Origin of the sequence: Cohnella sp. CFH 77786, from assembly GCF_019400745.1 — a bacterium.
Taxonomy (GTDB): Bacteria; Bacillota; Bacilli; order Paenibacillales; family Paenibacillaceae; genus Cohnella.
This window is the reverse complement of record NZ_WJIB01000016.1, coordinates 21,315-43,055: the sequence shown is the minus strand read 5'-3', so window position 1 is coordinate 43,055 and position 21,741 is coordinate 21,315. Positions and strand designations below refer to the sequence as shown.

The window sequence follows — 21,741 nt, the reverse complement described above, 5'->3', positions numbered from 1 at the left end:
TCAGCTCCTTTTTTCTTTGGGTAAAGGGGGAGGGTCCGAAAATGGATGCCCTGCGGAACGGATTGTTCGAGGCCGGACAGGCGGCGATCGGCCTGTTTGCGACGCCTTATTTCTATATCGCGTTGCTGCTCGTCTGGTGGCATGCCAGCCAAGGGGTCAAGCTGCAGCGAAAGCTGTTCCATGTGCGGCTGTACGGCACTTTGTATCTCCTTCTGATCCGCGTGGCTGCGGGTGCGCTTGCGGGCGCCGCGTTGTCTGCCGCGAGTCTGGGCGCAGGCGCGAAGCTTTCGCCGGAAACCCTGCTTTGCGTCTGGGCGGCGATGGCCGCGCTCTCGCTGTTTCGGCTCCGTTACGTTTGTTTGGCCTATGCGGCCGGAGCGTTGGGGCTGCTGCAAGCCGTATTGGGATGGACCGTACCGGAAGGGAACGACGCCGGCGAAGTTTGGCTGCACGTCCTGCACGCCGTGAACGGGATCGACGTGCCGGGACTTCTGTTCTTGGCGGGGCTGCTGCATGTCGCGGAAGGGCTGCTTGTCCGCATGCAAGGCGCCAAAACAGCCATTCCCTTGTTCCTGGAGGGCAAACGGGGCAAGCCGATCGGCGCGTTCGCCCTGTCCGGCGCTTGGCCGATTCCGCTGATCTGGCTCGTTCCCGCGGGCGGAACGAATGGCTTCCAGCTCCCTTGGATGCCGATCTTCGGGGATGCCGCCGTCTGGACGTTTCTCGCGTTTCCCGTCGTCATCGGTTTCAGCGACCGGACCGTATCGTTCTGGCCGGAGCGCAAGGCAAGGACATCCGGCAACGATTTGATGCTGTACGGTATCGTCCTCGCCGCATTGGCGGCGGGGGCCGCTTACTGGAAGCCGCTCGCGGTCGTTGCCTCGATTGCCGCGTTCGCATTGCACGAAGCGCTCGTGTGGCTTAGCCGTTTCCGCGAGGCGGGACGCAACCCCGCGTACGCTCAGGACGGCACGGGGGTCCGCATCCTGGCGGTGCTTCCGGGGACGCCTGCGGCGGAAATGGGGCTGCTGGCGGGTGAAACCATCCGCAAGGTGAACGGGGCCGCGACGCGGACCAAGGAAGATTTGCACGCGGCGCTGCAGCGGCAGTCGGCTTTCTGCAGGATGGAGGTCCTGAACCGCGAGGGCCACGTGAAGTTCCTGCAGCGCGCCCGGTATGCCGGCGAACATCACCAGCTGGGGTTGGTGCTCGCGCCGGATGAATCGGCGGATTTCGTCGCCGCTCCGCGCTCCGCCTCGATATGGCAAGGTCTGCGGGATGCGGGCGCGCGCCGCAGGCGCGGGGCGGCGATCGCCCGGTCGGAAGCCGAAGCCGCGGGGCTCGAGCAAGCGGCCGGGAACGGGGACGCCGGAACAGGCTCGGGAGCAGGATCAGGTGAAGCTGGCGGCGCCACAGGAGGAGATTCGGCCGTCGGGCCTGAAGCGCATGCGGCCGCGGAGGCGGCCGCACCGCCGACGGATCCGGGATTGCCGCCTCGAAGAACGAAGCGGTGAGGCCAGATTGACAATCCGGCGTTGATCGGACTATGTGAAGTTTTCCCTAGGGCTCTACGCCCGCCGGTGCGGTCGGCCGTTCGGTCCGATAGGGAAAGCGCCGGACTTCGCGCGTCTGTCGCGAACCGGCGTATACGGAGGGATAAAAGCCCGGGAGATTTATTGGAGAATGGCTTGATGCGGCGGCGACGCCGCAGTGAAGGTCCTTCTCCGGCCGAATCTTCCGGGCTTCTTTTATTTCCCGCTATTCTTGCGCAAAACCAGGGGAGAAGGAGATAGAGAGAATGAGAACGAACCGTTACCGGCTGTGTCGGGTCTTTCGGGCGCAAGCGAAATCAGTTGGGCGGCGGGCTTGAAGCACGCGGTTTCGCCCACGGTGCTCTCGGCATCAATCGGAGTTATCCTTTTCTGCTCCGAGCGTAGAAGACATAGGAGTAGTACGAGGAAATGATCGAGCTGCCCGTCACTCCGACGACGAGAAGGATAATCGCCAGGGGCTGGGAAACGAACCACGCTGCGGCGAACATCGCCAGGCCGGTCGCGAACATGAGCCGGGCGCCGAACCGGTGCGTCCGTTTCCAGTTGTTCTCGTCGGACAACGTCCACGGCGTGCGGAAGCCGAGAAAAGGGTTGCTGCGAACTTGGCCCATTCGGTTTCCGATGATCGCCCAGAACAATCCGAATCCCCCGAGAATGACATTGTTCATCGGAATGGAGCGGCCGATGTTGTCCAAAATCAAGCTGAGCATGACCCCGTGGAGAAACAGCGCCAGCCCCCAGCGGAACAGCTCGAACACAAGCCCGAAAGCCGGATTGTTCGCATTACGCTTATCTGCCAAGCGCAGAAAATGAAATACGGAGGGGAGGATGACCGTCAGGCCGGCCGCCATCCACCAGAATCCCGTTTTGGACATCCAACCGTTCGCCTCGCCCTGCAGATTATAGTGCGATGCGATGGTGCCGGGCAACCGATCGTTGAAGATCAAATATAATGCAAGCCAAACGGCCGCATTGAAAGCAAACAGGATAAGCTCGTTCAGGATCCGCCGGTTCTTATGCTCCATACTTACGGTTGCGTTCATTTTTCTTCCTCCTTGTTGGCGATCATGTCGAGAAACCACCCCATGGCTTCCTGGATCACGGTGAGATTGAGGGTGTACACGATGTTTTGGCCTTGGCGTTCGTCTTGCACGAGTCCGGCTTGCTTCAGGATGTTCAGATGATGGGAGATGCTCGGCTTGGAAATGGAGAAGTGGTCGGCGATTTCCCCCGCGGTGAGGTCGCGTTCCTTGAGCAATTGGATGATTTTTCTGCGGGTCGGATCCGACAACGCTTTGAACGTTTCGTTCACCGGGGATATCCCTCCTTCGTCGATGCATTGGATTAGATATTTAGATAATATTCTAAATATCTAAAAGTTGTCAATGGGGCTTGAGGGAGGCGGGAGAAAGGATGGCGCAGGGACGTTATTTCGGCGGATTACCGGGCGAGCGGAGCGAAATCATGACGCAGGGACACTATTTCGTGGAGTTGCCGGTGAGCGGAGCGAAATCATGACGCAGAGACACTATTTCGCGGAATTGCGGGTGAGCGGCGCGGTGCCAAAGGCAACAAACCGCCCAAAGCGGGCGGTTTGTTGATGAACCATATTTCATGTAGCTGAATATCGACTCCATAAGTAGAACGCCATCCCCGCAACCGCTAGGCAGCCGATCGTAAACAAGGCGATCTTGACCGCGCTGCGCGGGACTCGGCCGGATACGGTGCCGGTCTGCCCGTTGACCATGTAGCGGTAAGGCTTGTTTCTGTAAGAATAGCTTGCGTTCCAAACCAACTTCTCCAGCAAGTCGGCGTCGTAATGGCGGAGGCCGGGATCAAAATATCGTCGAAACCGCGTTCGTAATCGCCGTTCGTCCAATGCCAAACGGTGTAACGCTCCGTTTCCGTATGTCGATCATCCGCTCGACTTCCTCCGGCAGCGACAAGTTCTCGATGGCGAGGCCGGTCAGGGCAAGGCCCATCGCTCCGGGGCCCGGGCCGAACACGTCCGCGATCTTGCCTTCGTTCAGGAAGATGGCGGCCTGCGATTCGCGCACGGTCAGCTGGGCTCCCATTTCGATCGCGTTGTCGTACGCCGGGAACCGGTGCACGAGCACGCCCGTGTCGTCCAGCCATTCGATGACCTCGATGAACTGACCTTTGATAAACGAAAAAAGTCCCATATTCAACCTCCGGCCCTCCTGGTGAGAGGCAGACGATATTGCGTATCCACAAGATACGGTATACAATAAGATCATAAAAGCAAGATGGTGCGGCCAACACCATCTCACGCAACAAGCTTGGGTGGAACTCCCTCCAGTTGATGCGCTAGAAGAAGTAACCCGTCAGGCCTGCAACCTGTGGCGGGTTACTTTCGTTTCTCGATGTAAGTTAAGAGTGCAATCAGAAAGCTTCCGAAAGCAATCAGAACCATGATCGACTGGAAAGTATCCATAGGAATCGCCTCCTTTCCGGAGGGAGCCGTCACCACAAGTTGGTTGCTCTACCATTTATAGCAAACCAAGATGACCGTCTGATAGATGGTCATTCTTTTTTACGTGGTTCTTAGATCCGTCCGTTATTTTGACGCTTCGATATGGAAAAGATATAATAAATGGGAACACACATTCGCGATCGGCATCAGATTTGAGATGGAATGGTACAGCGAAATCGGACGTATTGGAAAAGAGCAAGCTTATGCTTGAAATGGAGGTTTTGCCGTCTATGGCGAACGCGGAATTGCTGGACAAGAAATTCAAGCTCATCTCCGAATACAGGCCGCAGGGCGACCAACCCGAAGCGATCCGGGAGCTCTCCGAAGGCATCCGGGCCGGCAAGCGCCATCAGACGCTGCTCGGCGCCACCGGCACGGGCAAGACGTTCACGATCGCGCAGACGATCGCGCAGGTGAACAAGCCGACGCTGGTCATCGCGCACAACAAGACGCTGGCTGCGCAATTGTGCAGCGAGTTCCAGGAGTTTTTCCCGGAAAACGCGGTCACTTATTTCGTCAGCTACTACGATTACTATCAGCCGGAGGCGTACATTCCGTCGTCCGACACCTATATCGAGAAGGATTCGAGCATCAACGAAGAGATCGACAAGCTGCGCCACAGCGCGACGTCCTCGCTGTTCGAACGGCGCGACGTCATCATCGTGGCCAGCGTGTCCTGCATCTACGGCCTCGGTTCGCCGGAAGAGTACCGCGATCTCAGGCTCAGCCTGCGGGTCGGCATGGAGAAGCCGCGCAACGCGATCCTGCACAAGCTGGTCGATATCCAATACCAGCGCAACGACTTGAACTTCACGCGCGGCACGTTCCGGGTGCGGGGCGACGTCGTCGAGATTTTCCCGGCGTCGCATGGGGAACAGGCGATCCGCGTCGAGCTGTTCGGCGACGAAATCGAGCGGATTACCGAAATCGACGTGCTGACGGGCGAAATCGTGGGAGAACGCGATCACGTGTCCATTTTCCCGGCATCCCACTTCGTGACGGCGGACGAGAAAATGAAACGCGCGATCGTGGACATCGAAAGGGAGCTGGAGGAACGGTTGGCCGAGCTGCGCGGGGCGGGCAAGCTGCTGGAAGCGCAGCGGCTGGAGCAGCGCACCCGCTACGACCTGGAGATGATGGCCGAGATGGGCTTCTGCTCCGGCATCGAGAACTACTCCGGCCCGCTTACGTTCCGGGAGCGGGGAGCGACGCCTTATACGCTGTTCGACTTTTTCCCCGACGATTTCCTCGTCGTCATCGACGAGTCCCACGTGACGCTGCCGCAAATCCGGGCGATGTACAACGGCGACCGCGCGCGCAAGGAAGTGCTGGTCGAGCACGGGTTCCGCCTGCCGTCCGCGCTCGACAACCGGCCGCTGAAATTCGAGGAATTCGAGCAGAAGGCGAAGCAGCTCGTCTACGTTTCCGCAACGCCGGGACCGTACGAGCTGGAGCATTGCCCGGAGATGGTGCAGCAGATCATCCGGCCCACGGGGCTGCTCGATCCCGTCATCGAGGTGCGCCCGACGAAGGGACAGATCGACGACCTGCTCGGCGAAATCCGGCAGCGGATCGCCAAGGACGAGCGCGTGCTCGTGACGACGCTGACGAAGAAGATGGCCGAAGACCTGACGGATTATTTGAAGGACGTCGGCATCAAGGTCCAGTACCTGCATTCGGACGTGAAGACGCTCGAGCGGATGGCGATTCTCCGCGACCTGCGGCTCGGCACGTTCGACGTGCTGGTCGGGATCAACCTGCTGCGGGAAGGCCTCGACTTGCCCGAAGTGTCGCTGGTCGCGATTCTGGACGCCGACAAGGAAGGCTTCCTGCGTTCGGAACGTTCGCTCATCCAGACGATCGGCCGGGCGGCGCGGAATGCGGACGGCCATGTGATCATGTACGGGGACAACCGGACGGAGTCGATGGAGAAGGCGATCGCCGAGACGGAACGGCGGCGCGCGATCCAGATCGCCTACAACGAGAAGCACGGCATTACGCCGCAGACGATCCAGAAGAAAGTCCGGGACGTCATCGAAGCGACCAAGGTCGCGGAGCAGAAAGCCGGCTATTTGACCGGCGCGGAGAATCTTCAGAAGCTGTCGAAAAAAGAACGGCAGTCCATGATCGAACGGCTGGAGCACGAGATGAAGGACGCGGCCAAAAACCTGCAGTTCGAGAGGGCGGCGGAGCTTCGGGACGCGTTGCTCGAGCTGAAGGCCAGCATGTGATCAAGAACCTCCGGCTGGAGGGAAGGAGCGGATTCGGATGCGGGAAGGGGCGCCGTTCGCCGGCATGCACCCCGTGCTTGCCGAGTGGTTCGCCGGGACGTTCGGCGAGCCCACGGACGTACAGCGTCGGTCCTGGGATGCGATCGCCTCGGGCAGCCATACATTGATCGCGGCGCCCACCGGATCGGGCAAGACGCTTGCCGCATTGCTCCCCTGCCTGAACCGGCTGCTCGAGGAGAAGGCCGCTTCGGAAGGGCGCGGGGAGAAGGGCGTACGCATTCTGTATATCACGCCGCTTAAGGCGCTTAACAACGATATCCACCATCACGTGCACGGCTTCGTGGACCGGCTCGACCGGTTGGCGCGTGAAACGGGCCGCGATTGGCCGGGCATCCGCAGCGCCGTTCGGACGGGCGACACGAAGCCCGCCGAGCGGTCCGCCATGCTGCGCCGGCCGCCGGATCTGCTCGTCACGACGCCGGAGTCGCTCTACATTCTCCTCACCTCGGAGAAAGGCAGGGAGATGCTGGCGGCCGTTCGCCAGGTCATCGTGGACGAGATCCACGATTTGGCCGCGGACAAGCGGGGCTCGCATTTATCGCTGTCCCTCGAGCGGCTCGGGGAGGGAAGGGGCGGCGTGCAGCGGATCGGCGTCTCCGCGACGCAGAAGCCGCTGGAGCGGGTCGCCCGCTTCCTTGGCGGTTGGGAGGAAGCGCTTGCCCTCTCCGGTCCGGAGGCATCCGCGGCTCCCGCCTTATCAGCGGGAGTTCCCGCCGGCGGCGAGTGCGCGGAAGAATCATTCGACCATCCCCTGGGCTACCGGCCTAGGCCTGTGAGGATCGTGGAGAGCGATATCGTCAAAAGGTACCGCGTCGTCGCTTCCATTCCGGATCAGAACCGTCCGCTCCAAACCCGGGAAGCGGCGGTTTGGCTTCCGCTGCTGGACCGGATCATGGCCCTTATCCACGGCAGCCGCTCCGTGCTCATTTACGTGAACAGCCGCCGCTTATGCGAGCGGCTTTGCTTGCGTCTGAACGATCACGTCGGCTACGAAATGGCCAGGGCGCATCATGGCAGCATGTCGCGGGAGTGGCGGCTCGAGGTGGAACGGATGCTCAAATCCGGCGAGCTTCGCTGCATCGTCGCCACCGCATCCCTGGAGCTTGGCATCGACGTCGGGCACGTAGATTTCGTCATCCAGATCGATCCGCCTCCGGAAGCGGCGGCGGGGATCCAGCGCATGGGGCGGGCCGGGCACTCGGTCGGAGATATCAGCCGGGGCGCCATCGTCGCCCGGAACAAAGGCGCGCTCCCCGATATCGCCGTGCTCAGCCGGATGATCCGGGAACGGGACATCGAGGAAATCGTCGTCCCGCGGGACTCGCTCGACGTGCTCGCCCAACAGACGGTGGCCATGGTCGCGGAACGGGAACGGACGGCAGCGGAGCTGCACCGGTTGATCGCGCGGAGCGACAGCTATCGGTCGTTTCCCCGCGAACGTCTGGATACGATGCTCGAGATGCTGTCCGGCTTCTATCCGTTCCTACGCCCCCTGGTAGATTGGGACCGGGAGTCCGGCAAGCTGACCCGGCGCGCCAATACCGCCCTGGCGGCCGTTACCGGCGCAGGCACGATCCCCCAGAGCTCGGCCTATCCGGTCCATCACGCCGAAAGCCGGGCGCAGATCGGCGAGCTGGACGAGGAGTTCATCCACGAGTCCAGGGTCGGGGACGTCGTGCAGCTCGGGGCCCAGGCGTGGACGATCCGCGAAATCCGGCACGACCGGGTTTACGCGACGGAGGCGGGCAACCGGTTCAGCGAAATTCCGTTCTGGCGCAACGAATCGCCGGCGCGCTCCTACGAACTGGGCCGTAAAATCGGAGCGTTCCAGAGAGAGCTGGAGGAACGGCTCGAACGGCCGGACGGGGAAACCGCGGACTGGCTCATGACCGAATACGGCATGGACGACGTTGCGGCTATGGAGCTGATCGGTTATCTCCGTTCCCAGATCACGTCGAGCCTCATCCCGACGGACCGCCGGATCGTCGTGGAACATTACCGGGACGCGGCGAACCAGAAGCACGTCATTCTCCATAACCACTTCGGCCGCAAAATCAACCGGACCTGGCTTCTCGCCATCGAGCGTCAGTTCGAAGGCATGGTTCCGTACCGGATTTACGGGAACGCGAAGGATAACGGGATCGAGCTCGTGTTTTCCGAGTGGGACGTCTCCTGGCTGCATGCGATCTGGCAGGTGACGTCAGCGAATGCCGAAAGGCTGCTTTCGGAAGCGTTGACGGGTTCTCCGCTGCTGGCGGTGTCCTTCCGGCGGATCGCGGAGACTTCCTTGCTGCTGTCCCGCAGCTTCACGCGCATTCCTCTGTGGCAGAAACGGCTTCGCGGCGCGGAGCTGCTGAAGAACGCCCTCCCTTACGCGGAGAGGTTTCCGATCTTCCAGGAAGCGATGCGGGAGGCGAAGGACGAGTATCTGGATCTTCCGCGGCTGAAGGAGATTCTGGAGGGCATCGAGGACGGCCGGATCGAGGTCGCCGTGCGCGAGACGGAGTTTCCGTCCCCGCTGGCCGCGCAGTTCCTGTTCGAATACGTGAATATGAAAATGTACGAAGGCGACGGGATCGACGAGTCCGTTCAACTGCAGCTGCTGCAGCTGGGCAAATCCGCCGCAGGCGCGCTTTTCGCCCCGGAGGAAGGGCTGCAGGCGGTGGACCCCGGCGTCATGGAGGAAGAAGAGCGCCGGTTGAACGGCACGGAAGCGGAGATCCGGCATGCGGACGATCTGCTTCGGCTTCTGAAGCGGAGAGGCGACCTCGCCGAAGAGGAGATGGTCCGACTTGCAGGCGCGGCGGTTCGGGAATGGCTGCACGAGTTGATCGCTCGCCGGCGGGTAGCCGATATCCGATTCGGCCCCGGAGAAGGGCTCCTTCGGTGGATTGCCGCCGACGAGCGGGAGATCTACATAGCTTTCCCTGCATCCGCGGAATCCGTCGCCTTCGTCGCGGGCCGTTTCGCGGACAACCGGATTTCCTTCACGGAAGCGGAGCTGATCGAACGCTATCCTTCGCTCACCGCCGAATCCGCCGCCTCCGCCGTCGATACGCTTCTGGGCCAAGGGTTGATCGAGCAGGCTCCGTTCGCCGCGGATGCGGACGAGCGCATCTGGTCCAGCCGCAAAGTCGCCGAGCGTCTCATCCGGCTCTCCATCGGCAAAGCCCGGAAGAACGCGGAGCCGGTCGATCCGTCCCGGTTGCTGGGCGTTTTGCTTCGCCGCCAGCGGGTGCTGGACGAAGGGGGCGGCGGGCGGCGCGGAGAAGCGGGGCTGCTGGCGGCGATCGAGAAGCTGCAGGGGATGTTCCTGCCTTTGTCTCACTGGGAGTCGATCATCTTCCCTTCGCGGATCCCGGATTACCGGCGGGAAACGCTGGATTTGCTCTGCGCCTCGGGGCAGGTGATCTGGCTGGGCCGGAAGGACGGGGAGGACAAGGAAGGGAAAATCGCTTTCTTCCTGGCCGAGAACCGGGCGCTGTACGAGCCTTGGCTGGCGGCAGAAGGCCGGGAGGAGACGCGGCATCCGGAGCTGCTGGAGCGGCTGCGGACCGGAGGGGCAAGCTTCCTGACCCGGCTGAGCCAGGAATCGGGCCGCCTTCCGTCGGAGGTGCTGGCCGACCTGCTGGACCTGGTATGGGAAGGCCGGGTATCCAACGACCAGTTCGCTCCGCTTCGGCAGTCCGCCCGCGTCCGGGGGAAGGAAGGCTTCCTCAAAGCCGGGTCCGGACTCGGACGCTGGTATTGGACGGGATCGTTGCTGCAGGATCGGAGTGCCGCCCCGGCCGGGGCCGACGGTATCGGCAAGACGGAAAAATCCCCCATCGTCCGCTGGATCCACCATTTGCTGCAAACTTACGGGGTGCTGACCAAGGACCTGGCCGCCAGAACGGGTCCTTACGATTGGGACGTCCTGCTCCCGGCGCTCAAAAAGCTGGAGGAGTGGGGAGCGGTCACGAGAGGGATGTTCATCCGCGATCTGCACGTGCTTCAATTCACGACGCGCGAGCTGGCGGAGGAGATCCGCAAGCCTCTCCCCGAGGCGGATCCTTCCGCCGTAACGCTGCTGGCCTCCGTGGATCCGGCGAATCCGTACGGCCAAATGGCCGATTGGCCTGCCGCAGGCGGGGCCGCTTTCGCGCGGAAGCCGGGCAATTATTTGGTGCTGCGCGGAGGCCGATGGCTGTATTGGATCGAGAATGGCGGCAAAAGGATCTACACGATGCCGGATGCGGAAGTCGCCGATCCGGATCAGCCGGAGCCGGCCGCCGGCATTTGGAAAACCGTCTTCTCCCTGCTGCTGAAGCGGCAAGGCTTATCCAAAATCACGGTGGAAAAGTGGAACGGCGAGGACGTCGCGGTATCGCCCGGCGGCGGGCTGCTCCGTTCGCTTGGTGCCGAGAAGGACCGGGACCGCTTCGTTCTGTGGCCTAGTCAACTGAGGTGAAATGTTGCGCCCCGGCGGGTAACGGGAGGTGTTATGCCGTTATCCTACGTTCGGTCCGCAGAGTTCGGCCTGCTTATGATGATGAGCCTGCTCGGCGATATCGAATACGGAGCGTCCGCGGAGTTCTCCGGCCCGGACGGTACCGTGCTCGTGTTTCGGCCGATAAGGTGGCGTATATGGCGACAAAACAGATTTGAAGGACTGATCCAACGGATTGAGGTCCACGCAGAACCGGCAAGATGCGATAAAAGAGATAGGCAATGTGGTTAAGAAAGGTGTTCACGGGGCGTTTACATCGGTATATCCGCCGATAGGAAAACGAGGCGCGAGAAACTCTCCACAAATTTCAGTAAAATAGCATTATTATCTATAAAGTGAAAATTCAATAATGGTTGCGAAAGATTGCATCATCGTTTGCAACCCGGGATTCGTTTCTGTATAATGAATGGGAACACACATTCCTATTCGGAAGAGCGACCGCGGCCGGCGAACAGAAAGCCCCGCCGTTTCGTCGCGAAAGGGGCTTTCTTCGTTGGCCAACGACCAAATCGTCATCAAGGGCGCGCGCGCCCATAACCTGAAGAATGTCGACGTGACCATCCCCCGGGACAAATTCGTCGTGCTGACCGGTCTGTCCGGCTCCGGCAAATCGTCGCTCGCCTTCGATACGATTTACGCGGAAGGGCAGCGCCGGTACGTGGAATCCCTGTCCGCCTATGCGCGGCAGTTCCTCGGCCAGATGGACAAACCCGACGTGGATTCGATCGAGGGCTTGTCCCCGGCGATTTCGATCGACCAGAAGACGACGAGCCGCAACCCGCGTTCGACCGTCGGGACCGTCACGGAAATCTACGATTATTTGCGGCTCCTGTTCGCCCGCGTCGGCAAGCCGCATTGCCCGGACCACGGCGTCGAAATCGCCTCCCAGACCGTCGAGCAGATGGTCGACCGGATCATGGAGTATCCGGAGCGGACGCGGCTGCAGATTCTCGCCCCGGTCGTGTCCGGCCGGAAGGGCGAGCACGCGAAGCTGCTGGCGGACGTCCAGAAGCAGGGCTTCGTGCGGGTTCGCGTCAATGGCGAGATCCGGGACTTGTCGGAGAAAATCGAGCTCGAGAAGAACAAGAAGCACTCCATCGAAGTCGTCGTCGACCGGATCGTCGTGAAGGACGACGTCGCCGCGCGGCTGGCGGACTCGCTCGAGACGGCGCTGAAGCTCTCCGACGGCCAGGTCATCGTGGACGTGATGGACAAGGAAGAGCTGCTGTTCAACGCCAAGCTCGCCTGTCCGATCTGCGGCTTCTCGATCGATGAGCTGGCGCCCCGGATGTTTTCCTTCAACTCGCCTTTCGGCGCGTGTCCGGACTGCGACGGTCTCGGCGCGAAGATGGTCATCGACCCGGAGCTCCTGGTGCCCGACCGCAGCAAAAGCATCGACGACGGCGCATTCGAGGCATGGGCGGGCAGCACGTCCAACTACTATCCGCAGTTTCTGGCGGCCGTCTGCGCCCATTACGGAATCCCGACGGACGTCCCGGTGGCGCAGTTGACCGACAAGCAGCTGCAGATCATCCTGTACGGAACCGGAGGAGAACGAATCCGCTTCCGCTACGAGAACGAGTTCGGTCACACGCGGGACGCGCAGGTACCGTTCGAGGGCGTCGTGCACAACCTGGAACGCCGCTACCGCGAGACGGGATCCGATGGGATCCGCGAGTTCATCGAAGCCTACATGAGCGCGCAGCCATGCGCGAAGTGCAAGGGTCATCGCCTGAAGAAGGAATCGCTGGCCGTCACGATCGGCGGGCAGAATATCGCGCACGTGACTTCGCTGTCCATCGGGGATGCCCAGCAATTTTTCGTCAACCTCTCTTTGAACGAGAAGGAGATAGCGATCGCCAACCTGATTCTCAAGGAAATCAACAACCGGCTGGGATTTTTGGTCAACGTGGGGCTGAACTATCTGACGCTGTCCCGGGCAGCCGGCACGCTGTCGGGCGGCGAAGCCCAGCGGATCCGGCTCGCGACGCAGATCGGCTCCAGCTTGATGGGCGTTCTGTATATTCTCGATGAGCCGAGTATCGGGCTTCACCAGCGGGATAACGACAAGCTGATCCGGGCGCTCGAGCATATGCGCGACCTCGGCAACACGCTGATCGTAGTCGAACACGACGAAGATACGATGCTGGCGGCCGATTACATCATCGACATCGGTCCCGGCGCCGGCATCCACGGCGGCCAGGTCATCTCCCAGGGCACGCCCCGGGAGGTGATGGCGGACGAGAAGTCTTTGACGGGCGCCTACCTGAGCGGCCGCAAATTCATCCCCGTTCCGCTGAAGCGCCGCAAGCCGAACGGCAAATGGCTCGAAGTGAAGGGCGCGAAGGAGAACAACCTGAAGAACCTGAACGCCAGGTTCCCGCTCGGCGTGTTCACCGCGGTGACGGGCGTGTCGGGATCCGGCAAGTCGACGCTCGTGAACGAGATTCTCTACAAGACGCTGGCGCGGGACCTCAACAAGGCGAAGGTCCGTCCCGGCGAATACAAGGAGTTTCTCGGCCTGGAGCACCTGGACAAGGTCATCGACATCGACCAATCCCCGATCGGCCGGACGCCTCGCTCCAATCCGGCGACCTACACCGGCGTGTTCGACGATATCCGCGGCGTCTTCGAGATGACCAATGAGTCGAAAGTACGCGGCTACAAGAAAGGCCGCTTCAGCTTCAACGTCAAGGGCGGACGCTGCGAAGCGTGCAAGGGCGACGGCATCATCAAGATCGAGATGCACTTCCTGCCGGACGTGTATGTCCCCTGCGAAGTCTGCAAAGGCAAACGGTACAACCGCGAAACGCTCGAAGTGAAATACAAGGGCAAGAGCATCGCCGAAGTGCTGGAGATGACGATCGAGGACGCGACGGAGTTTTTCGTCAACATCCCGCGCATCCACCGCAAGCTGCAGACCCTGATGGACGTCGGCCTCGGCTACATGAATCTCGGGCAGCCGGCCACGACGCTGTCCGGCGGGGAAGCCCAGCGGGTGAAGCTGGCAGCCGAGCTGTACCGCCGCAGCACGGGCAAGACGCTGTACATTCTCGACGAACCGACGACCGGCTTGCACGTGGACGATATCGACCGCCTGCTGCAAGTGCTGCACCGCCTGGTCGATTCGGGGGAAACCGTATTGGTCATCGAGCATAATCTCGATGTCATCAAGACGGCAGACTACCTGATCGACCTGGGGCCCGAAGGCGGCAGCGGCGGCGGAACGATCGTGGCCACCGGCACTCCGGAAGAGGTCATCCGGAACGAGAAGTCGTATACCGGCAAATATCTCGCTCCGATCCTGGAGCGCGATCGGGCCCGTACCGAGGCTGCCCTTGCCAAAGCCTAAGCGCAAGGCGATCACCCCCTGCAAGAGGGGGTGATTTGCGTTGCGCGAACATTTCGGGTAATCACGTTTCTTATAATCGATAGAAAGAAGACCAGGGGGATCGGTCAGGTGAAAACGTCTCGTTATCGGACGATCGTGCTTTTCGGGAAGCTGATGTGGGTGCTTGGAGCGTGTACGGCTTCTTCTCCGACTGCAACTACCACGCTCGCGGAAACGAGTGTTTCCGAACACCACTCGCCCAGTCCGACAACTTCCATTGTTGCTGCGGAAGCGGTTGATTTCTGGAACGGCGAGTTCCCGGAAGGCATTCAGCCTGCGGACGTGTTCGAGCAGCAATCGAAATCCTACACCAAGGAACAATTGGCCGCGGGATTGCAGAACGAACGGGCGGTCGTCCGTTGGTTCTGCGCCTATAAGCTGTCGGAGCTCCCTGAGCAAGCGAATTCGGATGATGACCAGCTTAATCAAAACCTATCAAGAACGGATCGAGCGAACGTCGAGACACTCCGGCAGATGGCCGAAACGGACCCGGACGAGCAAGTCCGGAATGCCGCGAAATTCGCGGCATCGGTCCTAGCGAAGACGTATGAAGGCGACGGCTTCGTCCGTTCCCCGGACGGCAAGTCTATCGCGTACCATCTTTTCCGGGAAGCCCGGTTCAACAACGGGAAGGTGTGGTTGGTCCGCGATGGGAAGAGCACACTGCTCTACAAATCGGACCCTAGCGTCACACAGCTTCTCTTCTCGCCGGACGGCAAGCGGCTTGCGGTCGGTTTCGGCGGCCGACTGTGGAACAGCTTGGCGATCCTGGACTTGGAGAGGGTACCCGAGGAAGCCGATCGTCCCGCTCTGATCGACGCGATTTTGAAGAATCCGAAGAACGGATACGCAGACATCCATCCCGAAGAGATCGCCCGGTTCGATCCCTACGTGACAATCAAATCCTGGAGCCCGGACAGCCGCAAATTCCTGTTCGCTTATCAGTTCGGGGACAAGGATTTCGATACCCATTTTGGCTGCGGCGTTTACGATGTCGAAGCCCGCGAAATTACGATAGTCTATCCGATGGAAACGGACGGCCGTGCTGCGGATCCGAAGGGGTTCCATTGGTAGGCCCGTGACGGAAGGGATCTACATTCCCCGGTTCATCGCCGTTTCCCCGGTCCGGGTCAACTCCAGGATTCCGTAAGGCTGGATCAGCTGCAAAAACGCGTCGTTTTTGTCCGTGTCGCCGACGATTTGCACGATCATCGTTTCCGGCCCGATGTCGATTACGGAGCAGCGGAACGTATCCGCCAGGGTTTGAATTTCCGCGCGTTTGGACGGATCCATTCGCAGCTTGACCAGCATCAGCTCGCGGCTGACATAAGGGCGTTCGTGCATCAGGACGACGTCCAGCACGTCGATCAGCTTCCGCAGCTGGCTGCACATTTGGCGGATGAGGGCATCGTCACCGCTCGCGGCTACGATCATGCGGGAGCAGCCTTCGCGCTCGCTCGGCCCGACCGTGATGCTCTCGATGTTGTAGCCGCGCCGCGAGAACAAGCCTGACACCCGCTGCAGCACGCCAGGCGTATCGTTCACGGTGAATCCGATCAATTTCCGGTCCATCGGTCGCAGCTTCCTTCCGGCCCGAGAATGATGTCCTGCAGCGCTTTGCCTTGCGGCACCATCGGGAATACGAGCTCATTCTTGGACACGACAAAGTCGATCAGGACGGGACCCGGCGTCTTCAGCGCTTCCTTCCAAACCCGCTGCGCCTCCGACGGCGTTTCCGCCCGCAACCCCTTTACCCCGTAGGCCTCCGCAAGCTTGACGAAATCGGGGCTGCCGGACAAGTCAATATGGCTGTACCGCCCGTCGTAGATCAATTCCTGCCATTGCTTGATCATGCCGAGCGTCCGGTTGTTGATGACCGCGATTTTCACGGGGATGTTGTGGGTGGCGCAAATCGCGAGCTCTTGTGCGCACATCTGCATGCCGCCGTCTCCGTTCACGGAAACAACGGTTTTCCCCGGATTGCCGATTTGCGCGCCGATCGCGGACGGGAACCCGAACCCCATCGTGCCGAGTCCTCCCGAGGTGACCAGCGAGCGCGGATGCCGGAACCGGTAAAATTGCGCCGCCCACATCTGATGCTGGCCGACGTCGGTTGTCACGATAGCGTTCCCGTCCGTCGTCCTCGAAATCATTTCGATCACATATTGGGGCTTCAGCTCTTCCGTCGAGGGGGCGTACCGGAGAGGGAATTCCCTTCTCCGTTTCCGCAGAGATTCTATCCATTCCGCTTGATCGGGAAACGGTTTCGGCAGCTTCGCGTTCAAACGCTCGAGAATCCGGCGGGCATCGCCCACGATCGGCAACGAAGCGGGCACCAGCTTGCCGATTTCGGCCGCATCGATGTCGAGATGGGCGACGCGTGCATGGGGCGCGAATCCGTCCAACCGCATCGTCACCCGGTCGTCAAAACGGGCTCCGACGGCGATCAGCAGGTCGCATTCGATCAAAGCCCGGTTTGCGGCGTACGTTCCGTGCATGCCGGGCATTCCGAGCCAGAGGTCGTGATCGGCGGGGACGGAGCCCAGCCCCATCAGCGTCGTCGTGACCGGGATTCTCGTTTTCTCTATGAACTCCAAGAGCACACCGCTTCCGTCCGCTTGAATGACTCCTCCTCCCGCCAGCAGGAGAGGTTTCGCGCTCGACGCGATCGCGTCGATCAGCTCATCCAGCTTGGTCTCGTCCACCGGATTGGCTTCGGGATTTGCCCATTCATAACCCGGAATATCGATGGATTCCGGATAGACGAATTCCGTCACGGCAGCCGTGACGTCCTTCGGAATGTCGATCAGGATCGGGCCTTTGCGTCCGGTGCCAGCCAATAAGAACGCCTCCCGGATGATACGCGCCAAATCCTCGACTCTGCGTACGAAGTAGCTGTGCTTCGTAATCGGCTGCGTCATGCCGACGATGTCCGCTTCCTGGAACGAATCCGTTCCAATCAGGTTCGACGCGACGTTTCCGGTGATGACGACAAGCGGAACAGAATCCATATGGGCGGTGGCGATTCCCGTGATGAGGTTGGTCGCACCCGGTCCGGAAGTCGCAAGGCACACGCCGGTTTTGCCGGTCGACCGCGCGTATCCGTCCGCGGCGTGGATCGCCCCTTGCTCGTGCCGCGTCAGCACATGCCGGAATGCCGGGTTGCCATGCATCGCGTCGTAAATGTACAGAACCGCTCCGCCCGGATAACCGAATACGCAATCGACGCCTTCGGCCAGCAGCATGCGCAGCAGGATTTCCGAACCCGTCACGCGTTCGCCTTGTCCGGGGACGGCTGCGGGTGCCGGTGTCTTTTCGCGCAAATAGCTCATTTCTCTTGACCTCCTATCTTCCGATACCGTTAAGGTAACATCCGGAGGAACGTTTTGAAGCTATCCTTTCGGCTACTTTGATCGTATACTTTTAGGTAAATTCGGAAGAGACGGAGGTTCGGGCATGGGGCAGACGATCGGACAGCGGTTCGAGAGGCTGATGGACGACCATTTCGTCGGCCGGACGTTCGAAACGGAGCTGTTCCGTCAGTTCCTGGAGAGGCTGGAGGAGAAACCGGAAAGGATCCTGAACGTCTTCGGCACGGCGGGGATGGGAAAGACGTATTTGCTGGACCGGTTTGCCGCCATCACCCGTGAGCTTAACGCATTGCCGGTTCCGATTGCCATCGGCGAAACGTTGAACGATCCCGGGGCGGTCTGCCGGTTGATCCTGCAAGGACTCGGACAGGAAGCGGTGGAGGGGAACGAAAACGCGGCGGACCGGAGCATCCAAGCCGTTCAAAAGGCGGCGGAAACGCGGAAGGTCGTGCTTCTGTTCGACGGCTACGAGGAGGCCGCCGGGCTGGACCATTGGCTGAGAACCCGCTATTTGCCGAACCTGCCCCCGAACGTATTGATCGTGATCGCCGGACGCTACGCTCTGGAAGGACCTTGGAGGCATACTCCAGCTTGGAAAAGGATAATCGTCCGCTTGCCGCTATCCGAACTGACCTATGAGGATATTCGGAAGTACATGCGTCATTGGGAGATCGAGAACGAAGAGAAGATCGACGCGGTCTGGCTTCGGACGCTCGGGCATCCGCTCGCGATGTCCTTGCTGACCCCGCTGCCGGCCGAAGCCGCGGCGCCTGGGGATCTTGCCCGGATCGGAACGGGCACGACTTTCGAAGCGATGCTGGATCACTGGCTGCAGGAAGCGCCGGATGACGAGCTGCGCGAATTGCTGTTCGCGGCTTCCGTGACCCGGTCGTTCAGTCAGGAGCTGCTTTCGGAGATGACGGGCAAGGCCGTGCCGCCTACCTTGTTCGACCGGTTGATCCGGCTTTCCTTCATAAGCCGCGGGGCCGGCGGGTGGCGGCTGCACGATATCGTTTGGGAGACGTTGCGGAACGCGTTCCGGGACCGGTTGCCGGATACGTTCGACCGGTACAGCCGACGAGCGGTCGAATACGGAGAAAGGAAAATCGGGGAAGGCATCCGGCGGGGAGAGGACATTTCGAGAACGGTGGCAGAGCTTCTCCATTTTTCCGGAAATCCGGTCATGAGGGCCCATTACCGGCATGCCGGCATGTCTCCGCATTATCGGGAACCGCTGCATGCCGGCAATGCGCCGGAGCTTGCAGCGTATCTCAAACGGCGGAGAGAGCAGCCGCGGGCGTGGCATGTCCGCTGCTCCGATCCGGAGTCGAGGGTATTGTACCGGTTCGATTTTTCACCGGAGGAGAGCTTGCTTCGCTTGTCGGGATTCGCGCCGGGAGAAGGCCCGAATTGGCCGGACGGCTCCGTCGAGCTGCTTCGGAACGAAGTAGGGCGTGTCATCGGCTTGTTCGTGGTCGTTCCGGTGCGGGAGGATACGTGGGAGTTCCTATCCTCGGCCCCGATCTCGCGGGCGTTCTTCCGCCGGCTGAATCCGGGTGAGCGCCGGGAACTCATTGCGGCGGGGGAGAGGAATCAAGCGTGGTACCTGTATGGCGTGGATGTCGAGGATCTGGAAAACGAACAGCTCCGCTCGGATATCGTACGACATCTGTTCGATCGGGTTCTGGCGGGAAACCTGATCATCACGTCTGCGCCGCCTCTTCCTTATTACGACGCGGCACTGACGGGCCTCGGTTTCGAAGTCGTACCGGAAGCGGAACATGACGATTACGGAATCGGCAAACCTGCTCGAACCTATTGGCTGGATACGAGAAACGAGAAGCTGCAGGCGTTTCTGAAACGGATGACCGGGCGGGAGCCGGATGCGGAGAGGGCCGAAGACAGGCGGCGAGAAGCGGCGGATCCCGCGGGGTTCCGGGAACTGACGGAACGGGAAAGAGACGTGGCCCGCCTGCTTGCCGCGGGGAACACGAATCAGGAAATCGCGGCCTCGCTGTTCGTAAGCGAAGCGGCCGTGAAGAAACACGTCAACGCGATGCTGTCCAAGTTCGGTCTGAAAAACAGAACACAGCTCGCCCGGCTGTTTTTCGAGAACAGACCCGCGGGAACGGAGGGTTCGGATGAATGATGAAGCGGAGCGGCGGTGCTCCGCAATCATGCGGACGAGCAGCGCCAACCGGACGGGCGGCTCACCGGTTCTACCGGAATCTCGGCAATGACGGGAAAGCATCCTCGGATTCAAAAAGTATCTATGAAATCGCAAATCGCGCATGTCGGCATGGGAGATCGAATTATGGTATTTTTCAGAAGGCTGTGGTTGTTCGGCTGGAATCAGGCGCTTTGCTGCGTGTTCCCGGTGGTCTTGTTCGCCGCGATGGCGCTCACGAAAATGGTCGAGCTGCCGTACGTGCACCGTTACGACCTCATCCTTCTCGTCGCGGTGGCCACGCAAGCCGCCATGCTTCTTTCGAAGCTGGAAACGATGGATGAACTGAAAGTGATCACCATGTTCCACCTGATCGGACTCGGCCTGGAGCTGTTCAAGGTTCATATGGGGTCATGGTCGTATCCGGGCGAAGCCTGGTCCAAAGTTTACGGAGTTCCGCTCTACAGCGGGTTTATGTACGCAAGCGTGGCCAGTTACATCTGCCAAGCTTGGAGGCGCTTCGACCTGAAGTTCGAGCGGTGGCCGAACGGGCGGATGACGACGGCGCTCGCCGTGCTCATTTACGCGAATTTCTTCACCCATCACGCGATGCCGGACATTCGCTGGGGATTGACGGCATGCTTGCCGCTGCTGTTTGCGCGGTCGACGGTCCGCTTTACGGTGGACGGCCGTCCTTATCGGATGCACGTGCTCGTCTCGTTCGCGCTCGTGGCCTTCTTCATCTGGCTGGCGGAAAACATTTCGACGCTGCTCGGGGCGTTTCAGTATCCCCATCAAGCGGAGCGGTGGAGTCTCGTTCATTGGGGCAAAATGAGCTCCTGGTTTCTGCTCGTCATCATCAGCGTCATCATCGTGGTCCAGTTGAAGGATTTGAAAAGGCAAATCGGCGAGGGCAAGGGTTGAACCCGGTGTATCGGCAGGAAAAAGCAAGGACGTGTCCCGTTGGGGGATCACGTCCTTGCGCTGTTCTAATGGCGATTACCGTTCTCCATCGCTATCGTTCGGCTGTTCGGCGTCGGACCGGTAGGCGATGAGGGTTATCGGCTGGCCGGACCGTTCGGACAATTTCCGTTCGGCGATTTTGATCTCGTCGACGAGATCCGGCTGCAGATCCGCGAATTTGTAATCGTCCCGGGTCATTTTTGCATCCGCTCCACGATTTTCTGCTGGGTTTCGAGGATGGTCTTCTGCTTTGCGAGAATCTCCTGTTTCTTGGCGATGACCGTTTGGATGTCGGTTTTGGCCGCTTCCCACTGCTTCGCGTCGGCATGCTTCCGGAACTGCTCCCACGCGGCCGCTTTCTGTTCCCCTAATTCGTGAATGGCGCTGCGCGTCGATTTGAGCTCGAGCATCAGATCCTTCACGCCTTCTTTCAATGCTTGGCGCTTCGCTTCGGGAAGCTTCTTGTGGGCCGACTTGATGGCTTCCCGCTGCTGCCGGAATTGCTCGAACAGCCCTCTTTGCTGCGCTTTCAGCTGGTCGAGTTGGTTTTTGTAGCCTTGGAATTCGGCAGGGTAGGCGGACCAATCGGCTTCCGGCATCCGATGCTCGGAATGGTGTCCGCCCGGGTGATGATGCCCTTCGCCGGGGTGGGCGGCTGCGAAGGAAGGAGCGGCCAGGAGCAGGCTCGCTCCCAGCAAGGCGGCTATTGTCGTTTTGCGCATGCGAGTTCCTCCCAGTTGTTGGATTCCCTCCTAGTATGGGGACAACGGCGCAGGAATAAACCCTGCAGGGTGCGATTGGTGGAGTGGGAGGAGGGATAGTGCCGGAGAGGCACTAATCTGGCGGAAAGCCGATGAGGGGAGCGAAATAGTGCCGGAGAGGCACTAATCAGGCGGAAAGCCGGTGAGGGGAGCGAAATAGTGCCGGAGAGGCACTAATCAGGTGGAAAGCTGGTGAGGGGAGCGAAATAGTGGCGGAGAGGCACTAATCAGGTGGAAAGCTGGTGAGGGGAGCGAAATAGT

At 60.6% G+C, this 21,741-nt stretch carries 15 protein-coding genes; 7 read left to right on the top strand and 8 right to left on the bottom strand.

Annotated features, from left to right (window positions below):
* Nucleotides 1-41: 41 nt before the first annotated feature.
* Complete coding sequence (locus tag GE107_RS20695; RefSeq protein WP_219642287.1) at nt 42-1,514, top strand: PDZ domain-containing protein; 1,473 nt, start codon at nt 42-44, stop codon at nt 1,512-1,514.
* Between the two features lie 398 nt (nt 1,515-1,912).
* On the opposite strand, the gene GE107_RS20690 is transcribed toward GE107_RS20695, so the two are convergent.
* From GE107_RS20690 to GE107_RS20675, 4 genes are all read right to left on the bottom strand, one after another.
* Complete coding sequence (locus GE107_RS20690) at nt 1,913-2,596, bottom strand: SdpI family protein (RefSeq protein ID WP_219642285.1); 684 nt, start codon at nt 2,594-2,596, stop codon at nt 1,913-1,915.
* Nucleotides 2,593-2,865, bottom strand: a complete 273-nt coding sequence (locus GE107_RS20685) for an autorepressor SdpR family transcription factor (protein WP_219642283.1) — start codon at nt 2,863-2,865, stop codon at nt 2,593-2,595. Before GE107_RS20685 ends, GE107_RS20690 begins: the two co-directional genes overlap by 4 nt.
* Nucleotides 2,866-3,388: 523 nt before the next feature.
* Nucleotides 3,389-3,736, bottom strand: a complete 348-nt coding sequence (locus GE107_RS26760) for an SPFH domain-containing protein (RefSeq protein ID WP_255570713.1) — start codon at nt 3,734-3,736, stop codon at nt 3,389-3,391.
* 185 nt (nt 3,737-3,921) lie between these two features.
* Nucleotides 3,922-4,008: a putative holin-like toxin gene (locus tag GE107_RS20675; RefSeq protein WP_219642490.1), complete on the bottom strand. Its 87-nt coding sequence runs from the start codon at nt 4,006-4,008 to the stop codon at nt 3,922-3,924.
* A gap of 269 nt (nt 4,009-4,277) precedes the next feature.
* On the opposite strand from GE107_RS20675, the gene uvrB reads away from it, so the two are divergent.
* The 4 genes from uvrB (at nt 4,278) to GE107_RS20655 (ending at nt 15,292) form a co-directional block, all read left to right on the top strand.
* Nucleotides 4,278-6,278, top strand: coding sequence for an excinuclease ABC subunit UvrB (gene uvrB / locus GE107_RS20670; RefSeq protein ID WP_304517589.1), 2,001 nt, complete (start codon nt 4,278-4,280; stop codon nt 6,276-6,278).
* Between the two features lie 37 nt (nt 6,279-6,315).
* The gene (locus GE107_RS20665) at nt 6,316-10,788 is read left to right on the top strand and encodes a DEAD/DEAH box helicase (protein ID WP_219642281.1); all 4,473 of its coding nucleotides are present in this window, start codon (nt 6,316-6,318) and stop codon (nt 10,786-10,788) included.
* A 532-nt stretch (nt 10,789-11,320) separates the two neighbouring features.
* Entirely contained in the window at nt 11,321-14,179 is a 2,859-nt protein-coding gene (gene uvrA / locus GE107_RS20660; RefSeq protein WP_219642279.1) for an excinuclease ABC subunit UvrA, read from the top strand.
* A 108-nt stretch (nt 14,180-14,287) separates the two neighbouring features.
* Nucleotides 14,288-15,292 carry a hypothetical protein gene (locus tag GE107_RS20655; protein ID WP_219642276.1) on the top strand — a complete coding sequence of 335 codons (1,005 nt, stop codon included), beginning with the start codon at nt 14,288-14,290 and terminating at the stop codon, nt 15,290-15,292.
* Between the two features lie 18 nt (nt 15,293-15,310).
* Here GE107_RS20655 and ilvN read toward each other — a convergent pair whose 3' ends face one another.
* On the bottom strand, nt 15,311-15,790 hold the full coding sequence (gene ilvN / locus GE107_RS20650; protein WP_219642273.1) for an acetolactate synthase small subunit: 480 nt from the start codon (nt 15,788-15,790) through the stop codon (nt 15,311-15,313).
* Entirely contained in the window at nt 15,775-17,550 is a 1,776-nt protein-coding gene (gene ilvB / locus GE107_RS20645; RefSeq protein WP_219642270.1) for a biosynthetic-type acetolactate synthase large subunit, read from the bottom strand. Before ilvB ends, ilvN begins: the two co-directional genes overlap by 16 nt.
* Before the next feature lie 124 nt (nt 17,551-17,674).
* Here ilvB and GE107_RS20640 point away from each other — a divergent pair, with 124 nt between their 5' ends.
* On the top strand, nt 17,675-19,738 hold the full coding sequence (locus GE107_RS20640) for a LuxR family transcriptional regulator (protein ID WP_219642267.1): 2,064 nt from the start codon (nt 17,675-17,677) through the stop codon (nt 19,736-19,738).
* Nucleotides 19,739-19,903: 165 nt separating this feature from the next.
* A complete protein-coding gene (locus GE107_RS20635; protein ID WP_219642264.1) occupies nt 19,904-20,680 on the top strand; it encodes a DUF817 domain-containing protein in 777 nt (258 codons plus the stop codon).
* A gap of 75 nt (nt 20,681-20,755) precedes the next feature.
* Here GE107_RS20635 and GE107_RS20630 read toward each other — a convergent pair whose 3' ends face one another.
* Together GE107_RS20630 and GE107_RS20625 are read right to left on the bottom strand one after the other, a co-directional pair.
* Nucleotides 20,756-20,917 carry a hypothetical protein gene (locus GE107_RS20630; RefSeq protein ID WP_219642261.1) on the bottom strand — a complete coding sequence of 54 codons (162 nt, stop codon included), beginning with the start codon at nt 20,915-20,917 and terminating at the stop codon, nt 20,756-20,758.
* Entirely contained in the window at nt 20,914-21,441 is a 528-nt protein-coding gene (locus GE107_RS20625) for an SNARE domain-containing protein (protein WP_219642258.1), read from the bottom strand. The genes GE107_RS20630 and GE107_RS20625 overlap by 4 nt, the downstream gene beginning before the upstream one ends.
* Nucleotides 21,442-21,741: the final 300 nt, after the last annotated feature.